Source organism: Frigoribacterium sp. PhB24 (genome assembly GCF_003755185.1).
GTDB lineage: Bacteria > Actinomycetota > Actinomycetes > Actinomycetales > Microbacteriaceae > Frigoribacterium.
In genome coordinates, this window is sequence record NZ_RKIC01000009.1 from 48,840 (window position 1) to 69,537 (window position 20,698).

The following is a 20,698-nucleotide window of genomic DNA, read 5'->3' on the forward strand; positions in this document are numbered from 1 at the left end:
ACGGTGCGGCACGGGGGTGCCCGCATCCGCGGCGGGGTGCGGAGAACGGGGGCTCCGAGGTCCCGCCGACCCGCGCCTCCTGGGCTGCGACGAGCTGGCCGCGGCCGCGAACCTCCCTTATCGTTCACCCGAACGATAAACGGAAGGCCATCCCCGCATGACACCGATCGTCCCCGAACACCGACCAGGCCCGAGCCGCCGCACCGTCCTCGCCGGCGCCGCAGGCCTCGCCGGCCTCGGCCTGCTCACCCTCGCCGGCTGTACCACCGCCCGCAGCACCCCGACCATCCCCGAGGCCGCCGCCACCGGCACCCCGCGCCGCGGCGGACGCCTGCGCATCGCGCGCCCGGCCGCCTCCGCCGCCGAGACCCTCGACTCCGCCAGCTCGCTCTCGGCCTACGAGTACCTCGGCGCCCTCTACAACCGGCTCGTCAAGCTCGACGACGCCGGCGTCACCGTGCCCGACCTCGCCGACGACTGGACCGCCAACGCCGACGGCACGAGCTGGACCTTCCGCCTGCGCGAGGGCGTCCGCTTCCACGACGGCCGCCGCTTCACCGCCGCCGACGCCATCTACTCGATCGAGCACATCCTCGACCCCGACACCGCCTCACCCCAGGGCGAGGTGCTCGCCGCCATGATCGGCCCCGGGGGCATGACCGCCGTCGACCCGCTCACCCTGCGCTTCGACCTGCTGACGCCGAACGCCGAGTTCCCCTCGCTGCTCACCGCGTACCAGTGCTACATCGTCCCCGAGGGCAGCGCCGACCCGAGCCAGGGCGGCGGCATCGGCCGCACGGGCATCGGCACCGGCCCGTTCCGCCTCTCGAGCTTCGAGCCCGCAGGCACCGGCAGCGTCGAGGCGTTCGAGGACTACTTCGCCGGCCGCCCGGTGCTCGACGGCATCGACTTCTACTCGATCCAGGACACCACCGCCCGCGTCAACGCCCTGCTCGCCGGCCAGATCGACCTGATCAGCCAGACCAACCTCGACTTCGCCACCGCCCAGGTCGTCAGCGCCTCGGCCGGCGCCACCGTCGCCCGCGCACCCGACGCCCAGTGGTACACGATCCCGATGCTCGCCACGAGCGCCGAGTTCAGCGACCCGCTCGTCCGCCAGGCGATGAAGCTCGCCTACGACCCGCAGGCCGTCGTCGCCACCGCGCTGCAGGGGACGGGCTCGCCCGGCTGGGACAACCCCGTGCCGCCGTCGCAGGCCGTCTGGGTCGACGACCAGCGCGCCTACGACCCCGACCAGGCCCGCGCGCTGCTCAAGCAGGCCGGCCGCGAGGGGCTGAAGACCGAGATCTACACGTCGAGCTACGAGTCGGTGTTCACCCCGATGGCGGTCGCCTACCGCGACGCCGTGCGCGACGCGGGCATCGACCTCACCGTCCGCAACGCGTCGTCGGACTCGTACTACACGCAGATCTGGATGCAGAAGCCGCTCATGGTCAGCTACTGGTTCACCGGCCGCCCGATCGACCAGCTGCTGAACCAGATCTTCCGCACCGGCTCGTCGTACAACGAGAGCGCCTGGTCCAACCCGACATTCGACGGGCTGCTCGACGACGCCCGCGCCGAGATGGACGACACCCGCCGCATGACGCTCTACCAGGACGCCCAACGCATCGTCGTCGAGGACTCCGCCGACATGACCCCCATGTTCGGCGGCCGCCTCGTCGGCCTCTCGCGCGACGTCCTCAACTACCGCGAGTTCGGCTTCGAGTTCGACTACCTGCAGATCGGACTCCGCGCATGAGCGAGCGGACCACCACCAGCCCGACGACGCGCCCGGTCGACGAGCGCGGCCGGGACGCGACGCGGGGCCTCGAGGCCGAGACCGGCGGGGCGGGGGCGAGCCGCGCCTCCTCGTCCGGCGGCCAGGTCGGCGCGACGCTCGTCGTCGTCGCCCGCCGCGTCGGCACCGCCCTGCTCACCGTGGTGCTCGCCTCGTTCTTCGTCTTCTTCGCCGTGCAGGCGCTGCCCGGCGACGTCGCGCAGCAGCTGCTCGGCCAGGACGCCACCCCCGACGCCGTCGCCGCCCTGCGCGAGACGCTCGGCCTCGACCAGAACGTCTGGGTGCGCTACGGCCAGTGGCTGCTCGGCGCCGCGCACGGCGACTTCGGCGTCTCGCTCGTCAGCGGCCTGCCCGTGGGCCCCGACCTGCTGATCGCCTTCCGCAACAGCATGCTGATCGCGCTGCCCGCCATGATCGTCGGCGTCACCCTGTCGCTGACCCTCGGCGTGATCGCCGGCGTGCGACGAGGCCGCCCGAGCGACCACGCGATCTCGCTCATCAGCCTGGTCGTGATGAGCGTGCCCGAGTTCATGGTCGCCACCGTGCTCGTGCTGCTGTTCGCCATCGCCCTGCCGATCTTCCCGGCGGTCGTGCTGCGCGGCCAGGACGCCACGATCGCCGAACTGCTGCCGAGCGTCTGGCTGCCCGTCATCGTGCTGACCCTCGCCATGGCCGCGTACATCGTGCGGACGGCCCGCTCGTCGACGATCGACGTCATGGCGAGCGAGTTCGTCACGACGGCCGAGCTCAAGGGGCTGTCGACGCGCCAGGTCGTCTGGCGGCACGCCGTGCCGAGCGCCCTGCTGCCGACGCTCAACGTCGTCGCGCTCACCGTCGCCTGGCTGCTCGGCGGCGTCGTGGTCGTCGAGAACGTCTTCAACTACCCGGGCATGGGCAAGCTCATGCTCGAGTCCGTCTTCACCCGCGACCTGCCGACGATCCAGGCGATCGCCGTGGTCAGCGCCCTCGTCTACGTGGTGTGCAACCTCGCCGCCGACCTCATCGCGCTCGCCCTCGACCCGAGGCTGCGCACCCGACGGAAGGCCCGCTCATGAGCCCCGCACGCGACAGGACCGAGCACGACGGCACAACCCAGGAGGCGCGGGTCGCCGCGACCGCGGACGCCGCCACCCCGGGCGGTCCGGCCGGCCGTCCGGCGTCGGCCGGACCGGCGTCGGCCGGACCGCAGGCCGCGGGCGGCTGGCCGATGCGACTGCGCACGAGCGCGACGTCCCTGACCAGCAGTCTCAGCGCCTCCTCGGCCCTGAGCATCGGGTTGGCCCTGATCGCGCTGCACGTCCTGCTGGCGCTGCTCGCCCCGGTGCTCACCGGCCACGACCCCGTCGCCACCGACTCGGGCGCCGCCCTGACCGGCACGAGCTGGGCGCACTGGTTCGGCACCGACCAGTACGGGCGCGACATCCTCTCGCGCACCCTCAACGGCGGGCGCTACGCCCTCGTCGTCACGTTCCTCGCGACGACGATCGCGGTCGGCATCGGCACGGTGCTCGGCTGCGTCACCGCCTACGCCGACAACTGGTTCGACGAGGTCGTCATGCGCGTCGTCGACGCCCTGCTCAGCGTCCCGTCGATCCTGGCGCTGCTCGTCGTCGTGACCGTGTTCGACTCGGGCCTCTGGGTGATCGTGCTCGCCGTCACCGTGATCTACGCGCCGGCCGTGACCCGCGTCGTCCGCGGTGCCGCCCGCACCGTGATCACGCAGGACTACGTGACCGCCGCGCGAGCCCGTGGCGAGAAGCCGCTGAGCATCGTGTTCCGCGAGATCGTGCCCAACGTCACCGACGTCGTGCTCGTCGAGTACGCGATGCGCGCCTCCTGGATCGTGCTGCTCATCTCGACCCTGTCGTTCCTCGGGTTCGGCGCCAACCCGCCGACGCCCGACTGGGGGCTCATGGTGCAGGAGAACCGCACCGCCCTCACCGTCGTCCCGTGGGGCACGCTCGCCCCCGTCGTCGCCCTCGCCACGCTCGTCATCGGGCTCAACCTCAGCGCGGACGGGCTCAGCAAGTCGCTGGGCGTCGACCGCGCGCAGAAGGGGGCGGTCTCGTGAACGAGTCCCTCGCCACCACCGCCACCACCGCCACCGCAGGAGGCGCGGGTCGCGTCGTCGACGTCGCTCCCGACCCCGTCGTCCGCGTCGACGACCTCTCGATCTCGTACGCCGCCGGTCGCCGCGAGGTGCCGGTCGTGCGGGGCGTCAGCTTCGAGGTCGGCGCCGGGCGTGCGCTCGGCCTGGTCGGCGAGAGCGGCAGCGGCAAGTCGACCGTCGCCCGCACCCTGCTCGCCCACCTGCGGCGCGGGTCGCGGGTCGTGTCGGGCAGCGTCAGAGTCGCCGGGGACGACGTGTTCGCCCTCGACGAGCGCGCCCGTCGGGCCCTGCGCGGCGGCACGGCCGCCCTCGTCGCCCAGAACGCCGGCCAGGCGCTCACCCCGTCGATGCGCGTCGGACGCCAGCTGCGCGAGGCGCTCGAGAGCCACGGCCTGCCCGGCGGGGACGACCGTGTGCTCGAACTCGTCCGGCACGTGCGCCTGCCCGACCCCGAGACGATCGTGCGTCGTTACCCGCACCAGCTCTCGGGCGGACAGCAGCAACGCGTCGCGATCGCCATGGCCATCGCGGCCCGGCCGAAGCTGCTCGTGCTCGACGAACCCACGACCGCCCTCGACGTCGTGACGCAGTCGGCCGTGCTCGAGCTGATCCGCGACCTGGCCGTCGAACTCGGCATGGCCATCGTGCTGGTCAGCCACGACCTCGGCGTCGTGTCGACCATGGCCGACGAGATCGCCGTCATGCACGAGGGGCGGATCGTCGAGCACGCTCCGACCGCGTCGCTGTTCGCGTCGCCGCAGCACGAGTACACGCGCGAGCTGCTGGCGAGCATCCCGCGCGTGCACGCCGCCGCCGCCGCCGCACCGCATTCCGTGCACGGCACCGCGACTAGTCAGGGTGTGCAGCACGAAACGCGGCGCGGAGCGGACAGCGCACCCGCAGGAGGCGCGGCGCAGGGCCCGGGGACGGCACCCGCCGCGGGGCCGGTCGTCACGGCGAGCGACCTCGTCGTGCGGTACGGGCGCGGCCTGCCCGCCGCGGTCGACGGCGTCTCGCTCACCATCGGCCGTCGTGAGACCCTCGCCGTCGTGGGGGAGTCCGGCAGCGGCAAGTCGACGCTCGCCACGGCCCTCGCCGGGCTGATCCCCGCCGAGTCGGGCCGTTTCGCCTTCCACGGCGCCGACGGGGTCGAGAGCGACCTCACCCGACCCGTCGCCGGACGCACGGCGACGCTGCGACGGTCCATCCAGCTGATCTTCCAGAACGCCGACACCTCGCTCAACCCCCGCCGCACCGTGGGCGCGGCGATCGCCCGACCGCTCAGGCTCTTCACGGGCGAGTCGAGCCCCGAGAGCGTCGCCGAGCTGCTCGTCGAGGTCGGCCTGCCGCCCGAGTTCGCCACGCGCCTGCCCGCCCAGCTCTCGGGCGGCCAACGTCAGCGCGTGGGCATCGCCCGAGCGCTCGCCGCCGGACCCGAGCTGATCATCGCCGACGAGATCACGACGGCGCTCGACGTCCGCGTGCAGGCCGGCGTCCTCGACCTGCTCGCCGGACTCCGCGACGAGAAGGGGCTCAGCTGCCTCTTCATCAGCCACGACCTCGCCGTCGTCCGCGGCGTCGCCGACCGGGTCGCCGTCATGACCGGCGGCCGCATCGTCGAGGTCGGCCCCACCGAGCGCGTCTTCCGGGGCCCGAACCACCCGTACACCCGCACCCTGCTCGACGCCACGCTCGACCCGGGCACGACCGAGCTGCCCGACGTCGGCGACGTCCGGCCGCGCTGGCGCGACGCCGACGGCTGGGACGACCAGGGCGACGGACACCACGTCAAGCGCTGGGAGGCGATGTGAGCACGAACGGCCGACCCGACCCGGGCCGCCGAGGCGACGAGCGGGGGGACGGCGAACGCGACCCGCGCCTCCTCGGTGACCCGCGCCTCCTGCAGGAGCCCGCGTGGGCCGGGGGCGGCCGCACCCTGGGCGCCCCGCGGCCCGACCTCGCCGAGGGCCCCCGACCGGTGTCCGACCGGCGGCGCGACGGCGGTCCGTTCGAGGTGCGGGTGCGCGACGAGTGGGTGCCGCTGCCCGACGGCACACGGCTGCACGCGCGCATCTGGGCCCCGGTGGTCGCCGAGCCCGTGCCGGTGCTGCTCGAGTACCTGCCCTACCGGCTCGACGACTGGACGGCCCCACGCGACAGCGAGCGGCACCCCTGGTACGCCGCGCACGGCTACGCGTCGGTGCGGGTCGACATCCGCGGCACGGGATCGAGCGACGGCTTGTTCGACGACGAGTACTCGGTCCAGGAGCTCGACGACGGCATCGCCCTGATCGAGTGGCTCGCCGCCCAGCCCTGGTCGACCGGCGCGGTCGGAGCGTTCGGCATCTCGTGGGGCGGGTTCAACGCACTCCAACTGGCCGGGCGCGCCCCGGCGGCGCTCAAGGCGATCGTCACCGTCTGCTCGACCGACGACCGGTACGACAACGACGTCCACTACATGGGCGGCGCCGTGCTCGGCATCGACATGGCGTCGTGGGGCGGCACCATGTTCGCCTTCAACTCGCGGCCCCCACGGCCCGAGGTGGTGGGCGCCGACTGGGTGGCCCGCTGGCGCGAGCGCCTCGAACACAACCGTCCGATGACGACGACCTGGCTCTCGCACCAGGAACGCGACGACTACTGGCGGCACGGCAGCGTCTGCGAGGACTACTCGTCGATCACGGCCGCCGTGCTGGCCGTGGGCGGCTGGGCCGACCCGTACCGCGACGCGGTGCTGCGGCTCGTCGAGAACCTCGACGCGCCGGTCAAGGGCATCGTCGGGCCGTGGTCGCACCAGTACCCCGACCGCGGCCTCGCTCCCGGCCCGGGCATCGGCTTCTTGCAGGAGACACTTCGCTGGTGGGACCGCTGGTTGCTCGACTGCCCGAACGGCGCCGACGCCGAGCCCGCGCTCCGCGCCTGGATCAACGACTCCGAGCCGCCAGCGACGTACTACGCCGAGCGGACCGGGCGCTGGGTGGCGGCCGAGACCTGGCCGGCTCGCGAGACCGAGGCGCGCATCGTGCCGCTGGACTCGCTGCGCGGCGGTGCGGACGGCCCCGTCGTCGTGCGGTCGCCGCAGAGCACCGGGCTCGACGCCGGGCGGTTCTTCCCGTTCGGCAACGCGACCGACCTGCCGCCCGACCAGCGCGCCGAGGACGGCCGGTCGGTCTGTTTCGACCTGCCGGTCGACGCCACGCTCGACGTGCTGGGCAGCGTCGTGGCCGACCTCGCGGTCACGAGCGACGTGCCCGACGGCACGGTCATCGTCCGCCTGTGCGACGTCGCGCCGGACGGTGCCTCGACGCTGGTGACCCGCGGTGTGCTGAACCTCAACAAGCGGAACGGGCGCGACCGCGCCGACGACCCGATGGAGGCGCGGGTCGAGCAGGTCGTGCGCGTCGCCCTGGTCTCGACCGGGCACTCCTTCCCGGCCGGCCACCGCCTCCGGATCGCCCTGTCGAGCGCCTACTGGCCGTGGGTCTGGCCGCACCCGGTCGAGGCGACCTCGACGGTCGACCCGGCGCGCAGCAGCGTGATGCTGCCGGTGTGGACGCGCGGGCCCGGCGACGGGTCGGCGGGACATCCGGTCGACGACGGCGTCGCGTTCGAGGCGCCCGAGCGGGCCGAGCCGTTGGCGATCCGCGCCCTGCCCTCGGCGTCGGACCAGCCGCAGCGCAGCGTGTCGCACGACGTCGGTACCGGCGAGTGGGTGCTCGACGTCGACCCCGGCTACGGCGGCGGACGCGAGTACCCCGACGGGCTGGTCTTCACCGAGGACAGCCGCGAGACCTACCGCATCGTCGACGGCGACCCCCTGTCGGCGTCGGCCGAGTCGCGCTGGGCGATCGGACTCGAGAAGCCGACCTGGAAGGCCTGGCTCGAGACGACGTCACGCGTGACCGCGTCGGCCGAGGCGTTCCGGGTCGAGAACACCGTGCGCGCCTGGGCTCGCGACGGCGGACCCGAGGCCGAGACGGTGCTCGTCGCCGACCGGACCTTCGACGAGTCCGTGCCCCGGACGTCGCCGTGAGCGGCGCGGGTGGCCCGAGCGCGCGGCAGAAGCCGGTCGTCCGTCGCGCGTCCATCGTCGAGGCGGCCCGCGAGGTGATCGTCCGCGAAGGCATGGGCGCGACCCGGCTGCGCGACATCGCCGCCGCGGCCGGGGTCTCGGTCGGCACCGTGACCTACCACTTCGACGGCGTCGCCGAGATCCTCAACGAGGTCGTCGTGCTCGAGACCGCACGGTTCTACTCGTCGATCATCGAGGCGGTGGACGCCGAGGCCGACCCGGTCGTCGGCGTGCAGATGCTCGTCGAGCCGCTGTTCGCCGACACCGACGCGACCGACGAGCACTGGCGGCTCTGGTCGGACTACTGGACGGCCGTGGCGCGCAAGCCAGCGGTCGCCGCCGAGTACGTGGAGCGCATCCGCGTCTGGGAGGCCTGCCTGACCCGCACGCTGCGCCGCGGGGTCGAGCAGGGGCGCTTCACGACCGACGACCCGTCGGCCCTGGCCCTCAAGCTCGCGGCCTACAGCGACGGCCTCGCCACCCAGCTCGCCCAGAAGGCCCCCGGCCTGACACCCGCCCTCGCGCTCGAGTGGATGTGGACGTTGCTCGAGCACGAGACCGGGGCGTCCTTCGCGGGCCGACCCGCGCCTCCTCGGCCTCACTCGTAGCGGAGCGACTCGACCGGGTCGGCCTTCGCGGCGCGCGCCGCGGGCAGCGTGCCGGCCAGGAACGCGATCACCATCACGACGACGACGATCGACGCGATCGACACGGGGTCGAACGCGATCAGCGTCAGCCCGGGCAGGTTGGACAGCAGCGATCCCGCCAGAGCGGCACTGACGACGCTGCCCGCGACCATCGCGACGCCCACGCCGATCGCGCTGCCGAGGAACCCGATGAACGCCGCCTCGAGGCTGAACAACCCGAACACCTTGCCGCTGCCCATGCCCATCGCCTTCATCAGGCCGATCTCGCGGGTGCGCTCCTGGACGCTCATCAGCAACGTGTTGACGATGCCGAAGCTCGCCGCCAGCAGGGCGATGATCGCGAAGGCGTTGAGCACCAGCACGATGCCGTCGATCACCGTGGTGAAGGTGCCCAGCTGATCGGCGACGGTGGTGCCGGTGTAGCCGGCCGCGGCGAGACGGTCCTTCAGGTCGGTGACCTGCTGGTCGGACGCGTCCGCCGCGAACCGCACCGTGGCCTGCGCGGAGCGGTCGACCTGGTCGGCGGGCAGACCGACGTTCTGCGCGTCGAACAGGGCCGTGCCGAGCGCCGCGTTCGGGGTGACCGACGCCCCGGTCGGCGAGGCGATGCTCTGCTCCGCGACGCCGACGACGGTCGCGGTGACCGTGTGCCGCGTACGCGTGGCGTCGGTCACGGCGAGCGTGACGGTCTGACCCACGGCCGCCTCGTCGTCGGCGAACCCCAGCGGTAAGACGTAGGACGTGGGGATCGCCACCTGCAGGTCGGTGCCGTCGTCGGGCTGGGCACCCGCGGTGAGGGTGAGCTGCTGCCCGGGGACGAGCGCGCTCGCCGACACGACGTACTTCGTGCCGCTCGCGCCCTCGACGTAGTCGGTGGAGAGCGTCCGGGTCGGCTGCACGGCGAGCACGCCGTCGACGCCCTGGAGGGTCGTGACGTCGTCCGGGGTCAGGGCGACGACGGTCGCCCCGGGTGCACCGAATCCGCCCGCGGCCACGGTGTCGGGGTCGTACTCGGTCGGGCCCGCGTCGGCCGCGCCGAGGCCCTGCGCGTCGTCGGAGGCCCTCGTGACCGTCATGGTGTCCGGCGACCCCACGGCCGAGACCGTGTCGTCGATGTAGGCGTTGATGCCCGTGCCCAGCCCGCTCGTCAGCGTCAGCGTGAAGGCGCCGACGAAGATCGCCAGGACGGTCAGGATCGTGCGCGTCTTCGACCGGAACGTGTTCGAGACGGCGGTCAGCAGCAGGTCCGCGGTCGTCATGCGGCCACCTCGGCCTCGTCGTCGACGATCAGGCCGTCGCGGATCACGATGCGCCGGTCGCAGCGCGCCGCGAGCTCCTCGTCGTGGGTCACCACGAGCAACGTGATGCCGTTCTCGCGGTTCAGCGAGAACAGGATGTCCTCGACGACCGCGCCGGTCGCCGTGTCGAGGTTGCCCGTCGGCTCGTCGGCGAAGATGATGCGCGGGTCGTTGACCAGCGCCCGCGCGATCACCGTGCGCTGCTTCTGACCACCCGACAGGTTCAGGGCCTTGTTCTTGGCCTTGTCGGCGAGCTCGAGCTGCTCGAGGGCCGCGAGGCCACGGCGACGGCGCTCTCCGCGGGGCACGCCCGCGATCTTCATCGGCAGCACCACGTTCTCGAGCACCGACGAGCTCGCCGTGAGGAAGAACTGCTGGAACACGAAGCCGAACGTCTTGTTGCGCGTGCGGTTCAGTCGACCACCCGTGAGCGTGCTCGTGTCGACGCCCTCGAGCTCGACGGTGCCGGTCGTGGGGGCGTCGAGCAACGCCAGCACGTGCATCAGGGTCGACTTGCCCGAGCCGCTCTTGCCGACGATGGCCACGCTCTCGCCCTCGGCGATGTCGAAGCTCACCCCCTTGAGGGCCTCGAACCGGTTCGGGCCGCGCCCGTACGAACGGTGGACGTCTCGGACCGAGATGATCGGCGCCATGGTGCTCCTGTCGCTGACGGCCCGGTGTCTCCGGGGCCGAGACCAACCCTCGCGGGCCGCGCCGCCCGGGGCGTCCCCCCGCCGCGGACACCTGCCCGACCGGCCGTACCGCAGCCGCGGTACGCGACGTCGGGCGAGAGGGGGATTCGGTCGTCGGCGTTCCAGGGCACGATGGGGTCATGACGACGACGGACGGCAGGAGGCGCGAGCCGGCCTACCCGCGACCTCGCGTCCCCTGGTGGCTGGGTGACACGCTCGCCGCGGTGCTCGTCGTCGGGGCGGCCTTCGCCCCCTTCCCCGTCGCGGGGTTCCGTCCGACGAGTGGACTCGCCGTCGCGGTCGTCCTCACCCCCGTCGTCCTGCTGCCGTTCCGTCGTCGTCGTCCCGTCACGGTGCTCGCCGCGGTCGTCGGGCTCTTCGGCATCGGCGCCCTGCTCGGCACGCTCGCGCCGGGCGTCGTGCTCGCCGTCGGCATCGCCGTGTTCGCCGTCGCCGCCCGGACCCCGCGTCGTCGCACCATCGTCGTGACGGCCGCCGCCGCGGCCGCGGTCGTGTTGCTGAGCCTGCTGGCGGCACTCGGGGGCGTCTCCGATCCGCGCATCGTCCAGTTCGCCCTGCTCATCGCCTTCGCCGCGGCCGCGGGCGATGCCAGTCGCTCGCGGCGCGAGTACATCGACGCCGTCACCGAGCGCGCCGAACGGGCCGAGCGCACCCGCGAGGCCGAGGCCTCGCGCCGGGTGGCCGAAGAGAGGCTGCGGATCGCCCGAGACCTGCACGACGCCGTCGCCCATCAGATCTCGGTGATCAGCCTCAACGCCGGGGTCGCGTCGTCGGCGATCGAGACGCGACCCGAGAAAGCGGTGACCGCGCTCGCGACCATCCGCCGCGCCTCCCGGACCGTCCTCGGCGAGATCGGCGACCTGCTCGAGGTGCTGCGCGCCGGGGACTCCGACCGCGCCCCGTCGCCGCAGCCGGGACTCGCGCGACTGGACGAGCTCGTGGCCGGGTTCGCCGACGCAGGCCTCGTCGTGGGCACCCGGGTCGAGGGGCCCCTCGCCTCGGTCTCGGGCGCGGTCGACCTCGTCGCGTACCGGGTCGTGCAAGAGGGGCTGACGAACGCGAGCAAGCACGGCGCCGAGCACCGCGCGCACGTGCTGATCGCGATCGACGACCACGAGGTCTCCGTCGTCGTGACGAACCCGGTGCCGGCGCTGCGGGCCGAGCCCGACCCGGACGACGTCCGCGGTGGGCACGGGCTGCTCGGGCTGCGCGAACGCGTCGCCTCGGTGCGCGGGGTGGTCGAGACCGGCCCGACGCCGGGCGGCTTCCGGCTCGCGGCCGTCCTGCCGGTGACCCGTGGGACCGGCTCGTCCGCCGGGGACGGGGACGTCTCGTGACCACCGTGCTCGTCGTCGACGACCAGCCGCTGATCCGTCAGGCCGTGACCGACATCCTCGACGGCGAGGACGGGGTCGAGGTCGTGGGCGACGCCGTGGACGGTCGTGAGGCGGTGACGCGGGCCTCGGCGCTGCGGCCGGACGTGGTCGTGATGGACATCCGCATGCCCGGGCTCGACGGCATCGGCGCGACGGCCGAGATCTGCGCCGACCCCCTGCTCGCCGGGACGAAGGTGCTGATCCTCACCACGTTCGAGGAGGACGAGTACCTCGTCGCGGCCCTGCGCGCGGGGGCGAGCGGGTTCATCGGCAAGGGCGCGGAGCCCGGCGAGATCGTCCGTGCGGTCCGGGCCGTGCACGCGGGGGAGTCGCTGCTGTCACCCGTCGCGACGCGCAGCCTGATCGAGAAGTACGTGCTGCCGCGTGGCGGCGGCGCCGGCGGGGATGGGTCGGCATCGGCATCGGGGGCGGCGGGGCCGTCCGGGGTGGGGTCGTCGCAGGCAGGGCCGCCCGAGCTCGCGCACCTGACCGAGCGTGAGCGCGAGGTGCTGCTGCTCGTCGCGCGGGGCCGGGCGAATGCCGAGATCGCCACCGACCTGGTGATCTCGCCGCACACCGCGAAGACGCACGTCAACCGCATCATGACCAAGCTCGACGCCCACGACCGGGCGCAGCTCGTGATCGTCGCCTACGAGACGGGCTTGCTCGCACCGGGTGCCTGACTAGGGGCGCAGCACGCGGCGGAGGTGCTCGGCGGCCTCGTGGCCGACACGGGCCATGGCCTCTCGGGTCTGGCCTCCGACGTGCGGGGTGAGCACGACGTCGGGCCGGCCGCGCAGGGGGTGGTCGGCGGGCAACGGCTCGACCGTGGTGACGTCGAGACCGGCCCCCGCGAGGTGACAAGCGTCGAGCGAGGCGACCAGCGCCTCCTCGTCCACGACGCCGCCGCGCGAGGTGTTGACGACCACCGCGCCGGGGCGCAGCAGGGCGAGCTCGCGCCGACCGATCAGGCCGACGGTGTCGGGGGTCAGTGGCACATGGACGCTCAGCGCGTCCGACGTCGCGAGCAGCGCGTCGAGGGCGGCGGGTTCGGCTCCGGCGTTGCGGACGGCGTCGTCCGAGAGGTGCGGGTCGTGGGCGACGACGCGCATGCCGAGACCGTCACGGGCCGCGTCGGCCACGAGCCGCGCGATCCGCCCGAACCCGAGCAGCCCCAGCGTCGCGCCGTGCAGCTCGCGACCCACGAAGGAGGCGCGGGTCGGCCCGGCCCCGGGGCCGTCGCCACCCGGGTCCCCGGCCCCCGCGCCTCCGCCGCCCGACCACGCCGCCCCGAGTCCGCGCCGGGTCACCATCAGCAACGTCACCGCGAGCTCGGCCACCGACCGGCTGTTCGCGGCCGGGGTCGTGGTCACGGCGATGCCGAGCTCGGCCGCGGTGTCGACGTCGACGGTGTCGAGGCCGACGCCGTGCCGCGCGACGATGCGCAGTCGCGGTGCCTCGCGCATCATCGCGCCGTCGACCCGGGCCGTGCGCAGCAGTACGCCCTCCACCTCGGTCGCGACGTCGGACCAGCCCGCGGCGTCGACGCCCCAGCCGAGCCGCACGTCGGCCCAGTCGCGCAGGGACGCGACCACGTCGTCGTCGATCGGCCGCGGCACCCAGACGACGGGCGCGCGGCCCACCGGGTTCGTCGAGCCCGTCGGGCCCGTCGAGCCCGGGTCAGTCACGCGGCACCAGCAGCCGGTTCGCCGCGCGGCGGTCGCCCTCTCCGCGCAGCAGCTCGTGCGTGGCGGCCACGACCTCGTCGACCCGGGCCGCCGGCACGACCGCCACGCCGTCGTCGTCGCCGAGCACCCAGTCGCCCGGCGACACCGCCACGCCACCGACGGCGATCGTCTCGCCGGTCCGGAACGGCCCGGTCTTCCACGGCCCGGCCGGTGTCACGGAGCGCGCGAACACGGGCACGCCCACCCGTTCGAGCTCGACCACGTCGCGCGCGGCGGCGTCGAGCACGATGCCGCCGACGCCGAGCGCCTTGGCCTTCTCGGCCACCAGCTCGCCGATCAGCGCGCGGGTCTCGTCGGCGCCACCGTTGACCACGAGGATCTCGCCCCGCCGGATGCGTTCGAACGCGGCGTGCAGACCGGCGTTGTCGCCCGGCCGGGTCCACACGGTGAACGCCGGACCCGACAGCGCGGCGCCGCGCCAGAGCGGCCGGATGCCGTCCGCGACGCCGAAGCGCTCCATGGCGTCCGAGACGGTGGCGACGGGGAGCTCGCCAGGGGCAGGGAGGGACGGCGAGGCGGGCGAGGCGGAGGCGGTGCTCATGGTGCTCCTGTCGTTCGGGGGTGCGGGGTCTCTCGGTCGCCGGTGCGTGTGCGGGCGGTCAGTCGAGGGCGGGTGGCAGCCCGGTGCGGGCGAGGTCCGAGGAGGCGCGGCGCAGCTCGTCCGCGAACCGCGCCACCGCGTCGTCGGTGAAACGACTCGTCGGCCCGCCCAGGGCGAGGGCGACGGGTCGGCCCGGCGGGCGTCCCGGGACGAGGACGGCGACGCCCGAGTTGCCGGGCTCCCGTGTGCCGTGCGACACCGACCAGCCGTCGAGACGGGCCCGCTCGATCCGGGCCCGCACGGCGTCGCGGTCGACGGGCAGCGTCGGCGCCGCTGAGAACGGGGTGGTCGGGCTCGACACGGCCGTGCCCGGGTGCGCCGTGGCGTCGACGTCGTCGAGGGTCGCGTCGAGCACGTCGGCGGGCTCGCCGCTCAGCAGCACGGCCCCCGCGGCGCCGATCCACAGCGGCAGCTCGTCGCCCACCTGGACGACGTGACGCAGGCTGTGCGGACTGGGCGATTGCGCCACGACGACGCGGGCCACGCCACGGCGCACGTAGAGGCTGACGGTCTCGCCCGTCTCCTCGGCGAGCGCGGCCATGCGGTCGGCGGTGGCGGTGGGCACGGCCCAGGCGCGGGCGGCGAAGGCCCCCCAGTGGATCATCCGTGTGCCGACGCCGACCCGCCCGTCGGGCCCGTGCTGCAGCATGCCCTCGGCGACGAGGGTGTCGACCAGACGCAGGACGGTCGTGCGGGGGAGGCCCGAGACGCGCACGAGTTCGGCGAGGGTCTGCGTGCTGCGATCGGGCGTGAAAGCCTGCAACACGGCGAGGGCCCGGCTGACGGCGCGGACGCCGCTCGTGTCGCCGCGGCCCGGTGTTGCGGGGGACAGGGCCGCGGGGGACGGTGTCGCGTCAGCTGGAGTCATCGTGTCGACCTCTCGCCGGGGAAGCGCGGGGCCCGGGTGGGGCCGCCCTTGCGGGGACTTCCACGGCGAAGCTACCATCAGGCGGACACAGACATCCACCAGGCGGACACCCTTCGGAGTGACACCCGCCGGTGCGAGCCGCTGCAACCATCACAAGGGAGTGATCGTGTGGGCAATCCGACCGACAGGAACAGGCGCAAGGTCGTCACGGGGGCCGTCGGCGTCGTCGCGACGGCGGTGCTCGTCGGCTTCGCGGCCGTCGACGCCGGCGACGGCACGGCGGGCGCCGACCCCCGGGCCAAGCTGACGATGATGGCGCCCGCCGCACCCGGCGGCGGGTGGGACCTCGCGGCCCGTGAGTCGCAGCAGGCCCTGCGCGCGGCGTCGATCGTCAACAACGTGCAGGTGGTGAACGTGCCGGGTGCCGGCGGCACCATCGGCCTCAGCCAGTTCGTCGGCCTCGGTGCCGACCCCACGAACCTCATGATGACCGGCACGGTCATGGAGGGGGCGATCACGGTCAACGGGTCGGACGTCGACCTCTCGGACACGACGCCCATCGCCAAGCTGGCCGAGGACTACGAGGTCTTCATCGTCCCCGCGGACTCGCCCTACGAGACGATCGACGACTTCGTCGCCGCCTGGAGCGAGGCGCCGCAGAGCCACCCGATCGGTGGCGGCGGGCTCGGCGGCACCGATCATTTGCTGGCCGGCCTGTTCGCTCGTGAGGTCGGCGTCGACCCGGGCGACATCAACTACGTCTCGTACGCGGGAGGCGGCGAGGTGCTGACCGCCCTGCTCTCGGGCACGGTCGAGATCGGCGTCAGCGGCTACAACGAGTTCAGCGACCAGATCGAGGCCGGTAACCTGCGGGCCCTCGCGCTCTCGGCCGAAGAACCGGTCGACGGCATCGACGCCCCGACCTTCATCGAGCAGGGCATCGACGTGCACCTGCCGAACTGGCGCGGTCTCGTGGCCCCGAAGGGCATCACCGACGCCGAGCGTGACGAGCTCGTCGCCATCATCGACGAGATGGTCGCCTCCGACGAATGGCAGGACACCCTGAGGCGCAACTCCTGGGCCCCGGCGGTGGTCACGGGCGAGGACTTCGCCGACTTCATCGCCGAGGACCAGGCCCGCGTGAACACGATCATCGAGGAGCTGGGCCTGTGAGCGGCGTCATCCGGACCGTCTCGGTCACCCGCCGGGCCGTCGTCGTCGCGGACGGGTTCTGGCGCCGACGCACCGGCCTGATCGTGCCGGGACTCATGCTCGTCATCGGCCTGGCCCTCGTCGTCGGCACGGTGACGATGCGCGTGCCCGACACCGCCACCTCGCCCGGGCCCCAGGTCTTCCCGGCCATCGTGGCCGCCCTCGTGTTGATCGTGGCCGTGCTGCTCGCGGTCGACGTGCTGCGCAAGCCCGAGGCAGCCACGGTCGAGATCGCCCAGCCCGCCGCCCCCGGCGACGTCGACGACCTCGACCTCGACGGCGAACCCGTCGACCGCCGTCCGACCAGCAACCGCCGGGCCCTGCTCGGTGCCCTCGGCACGGTCGTCGTGTTCATCGCCGCCCTCACGCCGCTCGGCTGGCTGCTGGCCGGCGCCGTCCTGTTCTGGGGCATCGCGCGATCGCTCGGCAGTCGGCGTCCGGCCTTCGACGTCTTCCTGGCGCTGGCGATCTCGTCGATCGTGCAGCTCGCCTTCTCGGCCGGACTCGGCCTCAACCTGCCTCCCGGCATCCTCGAGGGGATCTTCTGATGGAATCGCTCGCCAACCTCGGGGACGGGTTCCTCACCGTCCTGACCCCGATCAACATGCTCTGGGTGCTGATCGGCGCCGTGCTCGGCACGGCCGTCGGCGTCCTGCCCGGCCTCGGCTCGGCCATGGCCGTCGCCCTGCTGTTGCCCGTCACCTTCTCGCTCGATCCGATCGGCGCGTTCATCATGTTCGCGGGGGTGCTCTTCGGGGGCCTGTTCGGCGACTCGATCTCGGGCATCCTGATGAACACGCCGGGCAACAGCACGGCCATCGCAGGCACCATCGAGGGCCACAAGATGGCCACGAGCGGGCGGGCCGCCCAGGCTCTCGCGACCTCGGCCATCGGTGCCTTCATCGGCGGCATCATCGCCTCGGTGCTCGTCGTGTTCTTCGCCCCACGCCTGGCGGAGCTCGCCACCCTGTTCGGCCCCGCCGAGTACCTCGCCCTGGCGGTGTTCGCCTTCGTGGCGATCTCGGCGGTCGTCACCGAGTCGGTGCTCCGCGGACTCGCCGCCCTCGGCATCGGCCTGGCCATCTCGGTCGTCGGCATCGACGGCATCTCGGGTGCCTCACGCTTCACGGCCGGCGTGCCCGAGCTCTTCGACGGCATCGACATCGTCGTCATCACCGTCGGCCTGCTGGCCCTCGGCGAGGTGTTCAGCGTCGCCGCCAAGCGCGGCACCCGCGACGAGACCGCTCTCGTGCCCTCGCGCGGTCGCCTGTGGCTGTCCCGTCGCGAGTTCCGGCTCGCGGCGCCGGCCTGGCTGCGCGGCACGGCGATCGGCATCCCGTTCGGCATCATCCCGGTGGGCGGTGCCGAAGTGCCGACCTTCCTCGCCTACGGCACCGAGCGTCGACTCGACGCCCGCCGCAAGGACTCGATGTTCGGCCGCGGCGCCATCCAGGGCGTCGCCGGTCCCGAGGCGGCGGGCAACGCCACGGCAGGCACGGCGATGGGCGCGCTGCTCGCCCTCGGCTTGCCGACCTCGGCCACGGCGGCGATCCTGCTCGCGGCGTTCCGCCAGTACGGCCTGCAGCCCGGGCCGCTGCTGTTCGAGCGCGCCCCGGACCTCGTCTGGGCCCTGCTCGCCAGCTTCTTCGTCGGCATGGTCGTGCTGCTGATCCTCAACCTGCCGTTCGCCCCGCTCTGGGCCAAGCTGCTCAAGGTGCCGCGTCATTACCTGTACGCGGGCATCTCGGTGTTCGCGATGCTCGGCGTCTACGCGACGAGCGCCAAGATCCTCGACCTCGTGCTCGTCACGGTGATCGGGCTGATCGGGTTCCTCATGCGCCGCTACGGCCTGCCGGTCGCGCCGATGCTCATCGCGATCATCCTGGGCCCACTCGCCGAGACCGAGTTCCGCCGGGCGATGGCCGTCAGCGAGAGCGACCCCGCCGTCCTCGTGTCGAGCCCGATCTCGGTGACCCTCTACGTCGTGCTCCTGCTCGCCGTCGCGGGCGCCGCCTTCCAGAAGATCCGCAGCCGGAGGACCGTCGCCCAGGCGATCGCCGACCGGCAGAGAGAGACCGTGTGACCCAGCCCCACGACCCCGCCCCGCCCCACGACCCCGCCCGGGCCCACGACCGGCCCCGACCCCTCGAGGGCGTCCGCGTCCTCGACATGACCAACGTCCTCGCCGGCCCGTACGCGGCGTACCAGCTCGCCCTGCTCGGGGCCGACGTGATCAAGGTCGAGACACCGCACGGGGGCGACCTCGCCCGCCAACTGGGGGCGTCCGCGGAACTGAACCAGCGCCTCCTCGGCATCTCGTTCCTGGCGCAGAACGCCCAGAAGCGGTCTCTGACCGTGGACCTGAAGAAACCGGGCGGGGCCGAGGTGCTGCGGCGGGCGGTGGCCGAGGCCGACGTGCTGCTCGAGAACTTCCGGCCCGGCGTGCTCGAGCGCCTCGGCTTCGGCTGGGACGTGCTGCGGGGGATCAACCCGCGCCTCGTCTACGCGGCGATCTCGGGGTTCGGGCAGACCGGCCCGTTGCGCGGCAAGCCCGCGTACGACCAGATCATCCAGGGCAGCTCGGGCATGATGAGCGTCACCGGCACGCCCGAGACGGCCCCGCTGCGCGCCGGCTACCCGATCGCCGACACGCTCGGCGGACTGGCGGCGGCGTTCGCGATCTCGTCGGCGCTGCTCGGCCGCGAGCGGACCGGCCTGGGCTCGGTCATCGACGTGTCGATGCTCGAGACCGCGGCGACCGCGATGGGCTGGGTCGTCTCGAACCACCTCGTCGCGGGCACCGAGCCGCGTCCGCTCGGCAACGACAACGGCACGGCGGCCCCGTCGGGCACGTTCGCGACCGGCGACGGAGCCCTCAACATCGCGGCCAACAAGCAGGAGCAGTTCGAGTCGCTCTGCACCCTGATCGGTCGCGCCGACCTCGCCGTCGACCCGCGCTTCGCCGCCCGCGAGGACCGCAAGACCCACCGGGCCGCCCTCACGCGCGAGATCGAGCAGGCGTTGAGCGCGCGCGGCGCCGCCGAGTGGGAGGGGCTGCTGAGCGACGCCGGAGTACCCGCGGCGGCGGTGCTCACGGTGGCCGAGATGCTCGACAGCCCGCAGGTGCGCGACCGCGAACTCGTGCACGGGCTGCCCTTCCCGGGCGGTGCGGAGGGCGATGACCCGTTGCGGGTGATGGGACACGGCATCCGCGTCGACGGGGTACCCGGGACGCCGACCCTGCCGCCACCGCTGCTCGGACAGCACACCGACGAGATCCTCGCCGAGCTCGGCTTCGACGCCGACGAGATCCACCACCTGAGAGAAGGAGGCGCGGTATGAGCGCCGACGAGAGGGCCGACCTCGAGACCCGCCTCGCCGCCGCGCAGGCCGAGACCGCCCGGCTCGAGGCCCGGATCGCCTCGACCACGGCATGGTGGTCGACGGCAATCACGAAGATCGAGCCGGGCGTCATCGAACTGCGTGGCTACCCGGTGCAGCAGCTGATCGGCAACCTCGGCTTCGTCGAGACCGTCTGGCTGATGACGCGCGGCGAACGGCCCGAGCCGGCGCAGGCCGCCCTGCTCGAGGCCGCGCTCGTCGCGAGCGTCGACCACGGGCCGCAGGCACCCTCGATCGCGAGCGCCCGCATGGCGGTCACCTGCGGCGTCGGTCTGAACTCGGCCGTCGCCAACGGCGTCAACGTCCTGGGCGACACCCACGGAGGCGCGGGCCAGCAATGCGTCCAACTGCTGAACCGTCTGGTCGCCGCGCACCGCGACACCGGTGCGTCGCTCGACGAGCTGGCCGCCGCCGAGGTCGCCTCCCACAAGGCCCGGGGCGAGTTCGTGCCCGGGTTCGGACACCGGTTCCACCCTCGTGATCCGCGCCGCGATCCGCTGCTGGCGCTCGTCGAGCGGGCTCGCGACCAGGGGGTGGTCGAGGGGCGTCACCTCGACATCGCCCTCGCGGTCGAGGGCGTGCTGGCGTCCCGGAACGTGCCGATGAACATCGACGGCGTGTCGGCCGTGGTCTACGGCGAACTCGGCATCGAGCCCGAGCTCGCACGCGGGCTGTTCGTGCTGTCACGCTCGGTGGGCATCCTCGCCCACGCCTGGGAGGAGGGCGGCTCGGGCCAGCGCATCAAGGGCCCCCTGCCCAAGGGCTTCCTGGCCGACTACACCGGCCCCGCCACCCGCGACCTCTGAGGCGCGGCCGCGGGTACCTCCGCCTCACCCCGCGAGCCGAGTGG

At 73.4% G+C, this 20,698-nt stretch carries 18 protein-coding genes; 13 read left to right on the top strand and 5 right to left on the bottom strand.

The window, feature by feature from the left end; translation table 11 throughout:
* The first annotated feature begins 157 nt into the window (after window positions 1-157).
* The 6 genes from EDF50_RS00860 to EDF50_RS00885 all read left to right on the top strand — a co-directional run bounded on the left by EDF50_RS00860 (window position 158) and on the right by EDF50_RS00885 (window position 8,591).
* On the top strand, window positions 158-1,762 hold the full coding sequence (locus tag EDF50_RS00860; protein WP_123517458.1) for an ABC transporter substrate-binding protein: 1,605 nt from the start codon (window positions 158-160) through the stop codon (window positions 1,760-1,762).
* Complete coding sequence (locus EDF50_RS00865; RefSeq protein WP_123517459.1) at window positions 1,759-2,856, top strand: ABC transporter permease; 1,098 nt, start codon at window positions 1,759-1,761, stop codon at window positions 2,854-2,856. Before EDF50_RS00860 ends, EDF50_RS00865 begins: the two co-directional genes overlap by 4 nt.
* On the top strand, window positions 2,853-3,872 hold the full coding sequence (locus EDF50_RS00870) for an ABC transporter permease (RefSeq protein ID WP_233570241.1): 1,020 nt from the start codon (window positions 2,853-2,855) through the stop codon (window positions 3,870-3,872). The genes EDF50_RS00865 and EDF50_RS00870 overlap by 4 nt, the downstream gene beginning before the upstream one ends.
* Window positions 3,869-5,722, top strand: a complete 1,854-nt coding sequence (locus tag EDF50_RS00875; protein ID WP_123517460.1) for an ABC transporter ATP-binding protein — start codon at window positions 3,869-3,871, stop codon at window positions 5,720-5,722. Before EDF50_RS00870 ends, EDF50_RS00875 begins: the two co-directional genes overlap by 4 nt.
* A 167-nt stretch (window positions 5,723-5,889) precedes the next feature.
* On the top strand, window positions 5,890-7,944 hold the full coding sequence (locus tag EDF50_RS00880; RefSeq protein ID WP_123518349.1) for a CocE/NonD family hydrolase: 2,055 nt from the start codon (window positions 5,890-5,892) through the stop codon (window positions 7,942-7,944).
* Window positions 7,941-8,591, top strand: a complete 651-nt coding sequence (locus EDF50_RS00885) for a TetR/AcrR family transcriptional regulator (RefSeq protein WP_233570243.1) — start codon at window positions 7,941-7,943, stop codon at window positions 8,589-8,591. The genes EDF50_RS00880 and EDF50_RS00885 overlap by 4 nt, the downstream gene beginning before the upstream one ends.
* Here EDF50_RS00885 and EDF50_RS00890 read toward each other — a convergent pair.
* Window positions 8,582-9,889, bottom strand: a complete 1,308-nt coding sequence (locus EDF50_RS00890; protein ID WP_123517461.1) for an ABC transporter permease — start codon at window positions 9,887-9,889, stop codon at window positions 8,582-8,584. The two genes, EDF50_RS00885 and EDF50_RS00890, sit on opposite strands and share 10 nt — an antisense overlap.
* Entirely contained in the window at window positions 9,886-10,581 is a 696-nt protein-coding gene (locus EDF50_RS00895; protein WP_123517462.1) for an ABC transporter ATP-binding protein, read from the bottom strand. The genes EDF50_RS00890 and EDF50_RS00895 overlap by 4 nt, the downstream gene beginning before the upstream one ends.
* A 179-nt stretch (window positions 10,582-10,760) precedes the next feature.
* Here EDF50_RS00895 and EDF50_RS00900 point away from each other — a divergent pair, with 179 nt between their 5' ends.
* Together EDF50_RS00900 and EDF50_RS00905 are read left to right on the top strand one after the other, a co-directional pair.
* Entirely contained in the window at window positions 10,761-11,978 is a 1,218-nt protein-coding gene (locus EDF50_RS00900; RefSeq protein ID WP_123517463.1) for a sensor histidine kinase, read from the top strand.
* Window positions 11,975-12,700 (top strand): response regulator transcription factor, encoded by a 726-nt coding sequence (locus EDF50_RS00905; protein ID WP_123517464.1) that lies wholly within the window; start codon window positions 11,975-11,977, stop codon window positions 12,698-12,700. Before EDF50_RS00900 ends, EDF50_RS00905 begins: the two co-directional genes overlap by 4 nt.
* On the opposite strand, the gene EDF50_RS00910 is transcribed toward EDF50_RS00905, so the two are convergent.
* Genes EDF50_RS00910 through EDF50_RS00920 form a run of 3 tightly spaced genes read right to left on the bottom strand, consistent with a single transcriptional unit; the run spans window position 12,701 to window position 15,234 of the window.
* Window positions 12,701-13,705 carry an NAD(P)-dependent oxidoreductase gene (locus EDF50_RS00910; protein WP_199738525.1) on the bottom strand — a complete coding sequence of 335 codons (1,005 nt, stop codon included), beginning with the start codon at window positions 13,703-13,705 and terminating at the stop codon, window positions 12,701-12,703.
* The gene (locus EDF50_RS00915; protein ID WP_123517466.1) at window positions 13,698-14,306 is read right to left on the bottom strand and encodes an RraA family protein; all 609 of its coding nucleotides are present in this window, start codon (window positions 14,304-14,306) and stop codon (window positions 13,698-13,700) included. Before EDF50_RS00915 ends, EDF50_RS00910 begins: the two co-directional genes overlap by 8 nt.
* Before the next feature lie 58 nt (window positions 14,307-14,364).
* Complete coding sequence (locus EDF50_RS00920; RefSeq protein WP_123517467.1) at window positions 14,365-15,234, bottom strand: IclR family transcriptional regulator; 870 nt, start codon at window positions 15,232-15,234, stop codon at window positions 14,365-14,367.
* A 168-nt stretch (window positions 15,235-15,402) separates the two neighbouring features.
* Between EDF50_RS00920 and EDF50_RS00925 the strand changes: the two genes are divergently transcribed.
* The 5 genes from EDF50_RS00925 to EDF50_RS00945 are packed head-to-tail and all read left to right on the top strand — an operon-like array spanning window position 15,403 to window position 20,654.
* Window positions 15,403-16,407 carry a tripartite tricarboxylate transporter substrate binding protein gene (locus tag EDF50_RS00925; RefSeq protein ID WP_233570244.1) on the top strand — a complete coding sequence of 335 codons (1,005 nt, stop codon included), beginning with the start codon at window positions 15,403-15,405 and terminating at the stop codon, window positions 16,405-16,407.
* Window positions 16,404-16,994 carry a tripartite tricarboxylate transporter TctB family protein gene (locus EDF50_RS00930; protein ID WP_199738527.1) on the top strand — a complete coding sequence of 197 codons (591 nt, stop codon included), beginning with the start codon at window positions 16,404-16,406 and terminating at the stop codon, window positions 16,992-16,994. Before EDF50_RS00925 ends, EDF50_RS00930 begins: the two co-directional genes overlap by 4 nt.
* Window positions 16,994-18,529 carry a tripartite tricarboxylate transporter permease gene (locus EDF50_RS00935; protein WP_123517468.1) on the top strand — a complete coding sequence of 512 codons (1,536 nt, stop codon included), beginning with the start codon at window positions 16,994-16,996 and terminating at the stop codon, window positions 18,527-18,529. The genes EDF50_RS00930 and EDF50_RS00935 overlap by 1 nt, the downstream gene beginning before the upstream one ends.
* Window positions 18,526-19,788, top strand: coding sequence for a CaiB/BaiF CoA-transferase family protein (locus EDF50_RS00940; RefSeq protein ID WP_233570245.1), 1,263 nt, complete (start codon window positions 18,526-18,528; stop codon window positions 19,786-19,788). Before EDF50_RS00935 ends, EDF50_RS00940 begins: the two co-directional genes overlap by 4 nt.
* Window positions 19,785-20,654, top strand: a complete 870-nt coding sequence (locus EDF50_RS00945; protein ID WP_123517469.1) for a citryl-CoA lyase — start codon at window positions 19,785-19,787, stop codon at window positions 20,652-20,654. The genes EDF50_RS00940 and EDF50_RS00945 overlap by 4 nt, the downstream gene beginning before the upstream one ends.
* The last annotated feature ends 44 nt before the right edge of the window (window positions 20,655-20,698 follow it).

What these genes read in the sequence shown, in the direction of transcription:
- EDF50_RS00870 (WP_233570241.1), top strand. Translation starts at nt 2,853, where the DNA reads ATGAGCCCCGCACGCGACAGGACCGAGCACGACGGCACAACCCAGGAG.
- EDF50_RS00945 (WP_123517469.1), top strand. Translation starts at nt 19,785, where the DNA reads ATGAGCGCCGACGAGAGGGCCGACCTCGAGACCCGCCTCGCCGCCGCG.
- EDF50_RS00895 (WP_123517462.1), bottom strand. Translation starts at nt 10,581, where the DNA reads ATGGCGCCGATCATCTCGGTCCGAGACGTCCACCGTTCGTACGGGCGC.
- EDF50_RS00860 (WP_123517458.1), top strand. Translation starts at nt 158, where the DNA reads ATGACACCGATCGTCCCCGAACACCGACCAGGCCCGAGCCGCCGCACC.
- EDF50_RS00915 (WP_123517466.1), bottom strand. Translation starts at nt 14,306, where the DNA reads ATGAGCACCGCCTCCGCCTCGCCCGCCTCGCCGTCCCTCCCTGCCCCT.
- EDF50_RS00890 (WP_123517461.1), bottom strand. Translation starts at nt 9,889, where the DNA reads ATGACGACCGCGGACCTGCTGCTGACCGCCGTCTCGAACACGTTCCGG.
- EDF50_RS00935 (WP_123517468.1), top strand. Translation starts at nt 16,994, where the DNA reads ATGGAATCGCTCGCCAACCTCGGGGACGGGTTCCTCACCGTCCTGACC.
- EDF50_RS00865 (WP_123517459.1), top strand. Translation starts at nt 1,759, where the DNA reads ATGAGCGAGCGGACCACCACCAGCCCGACGACGCGCCCGGTCGACGAG.
- EDF50_RS00900 (WP_123517463.1), top strand. Translation starts at nt 10,761, where the DNA reads ATGACGACGACGGACGGCAGGAGGCGCGAGCCGGCCTACCCGCGACCT.
- EDF50_RS00920 (WP_123517467.1), bottom strand. Translation starts at nt 15,234, where the DNA reads ATGACTCCAGCTGACGCGACACCGTCCCCCGCGGCCCTGTCCCCCGCA.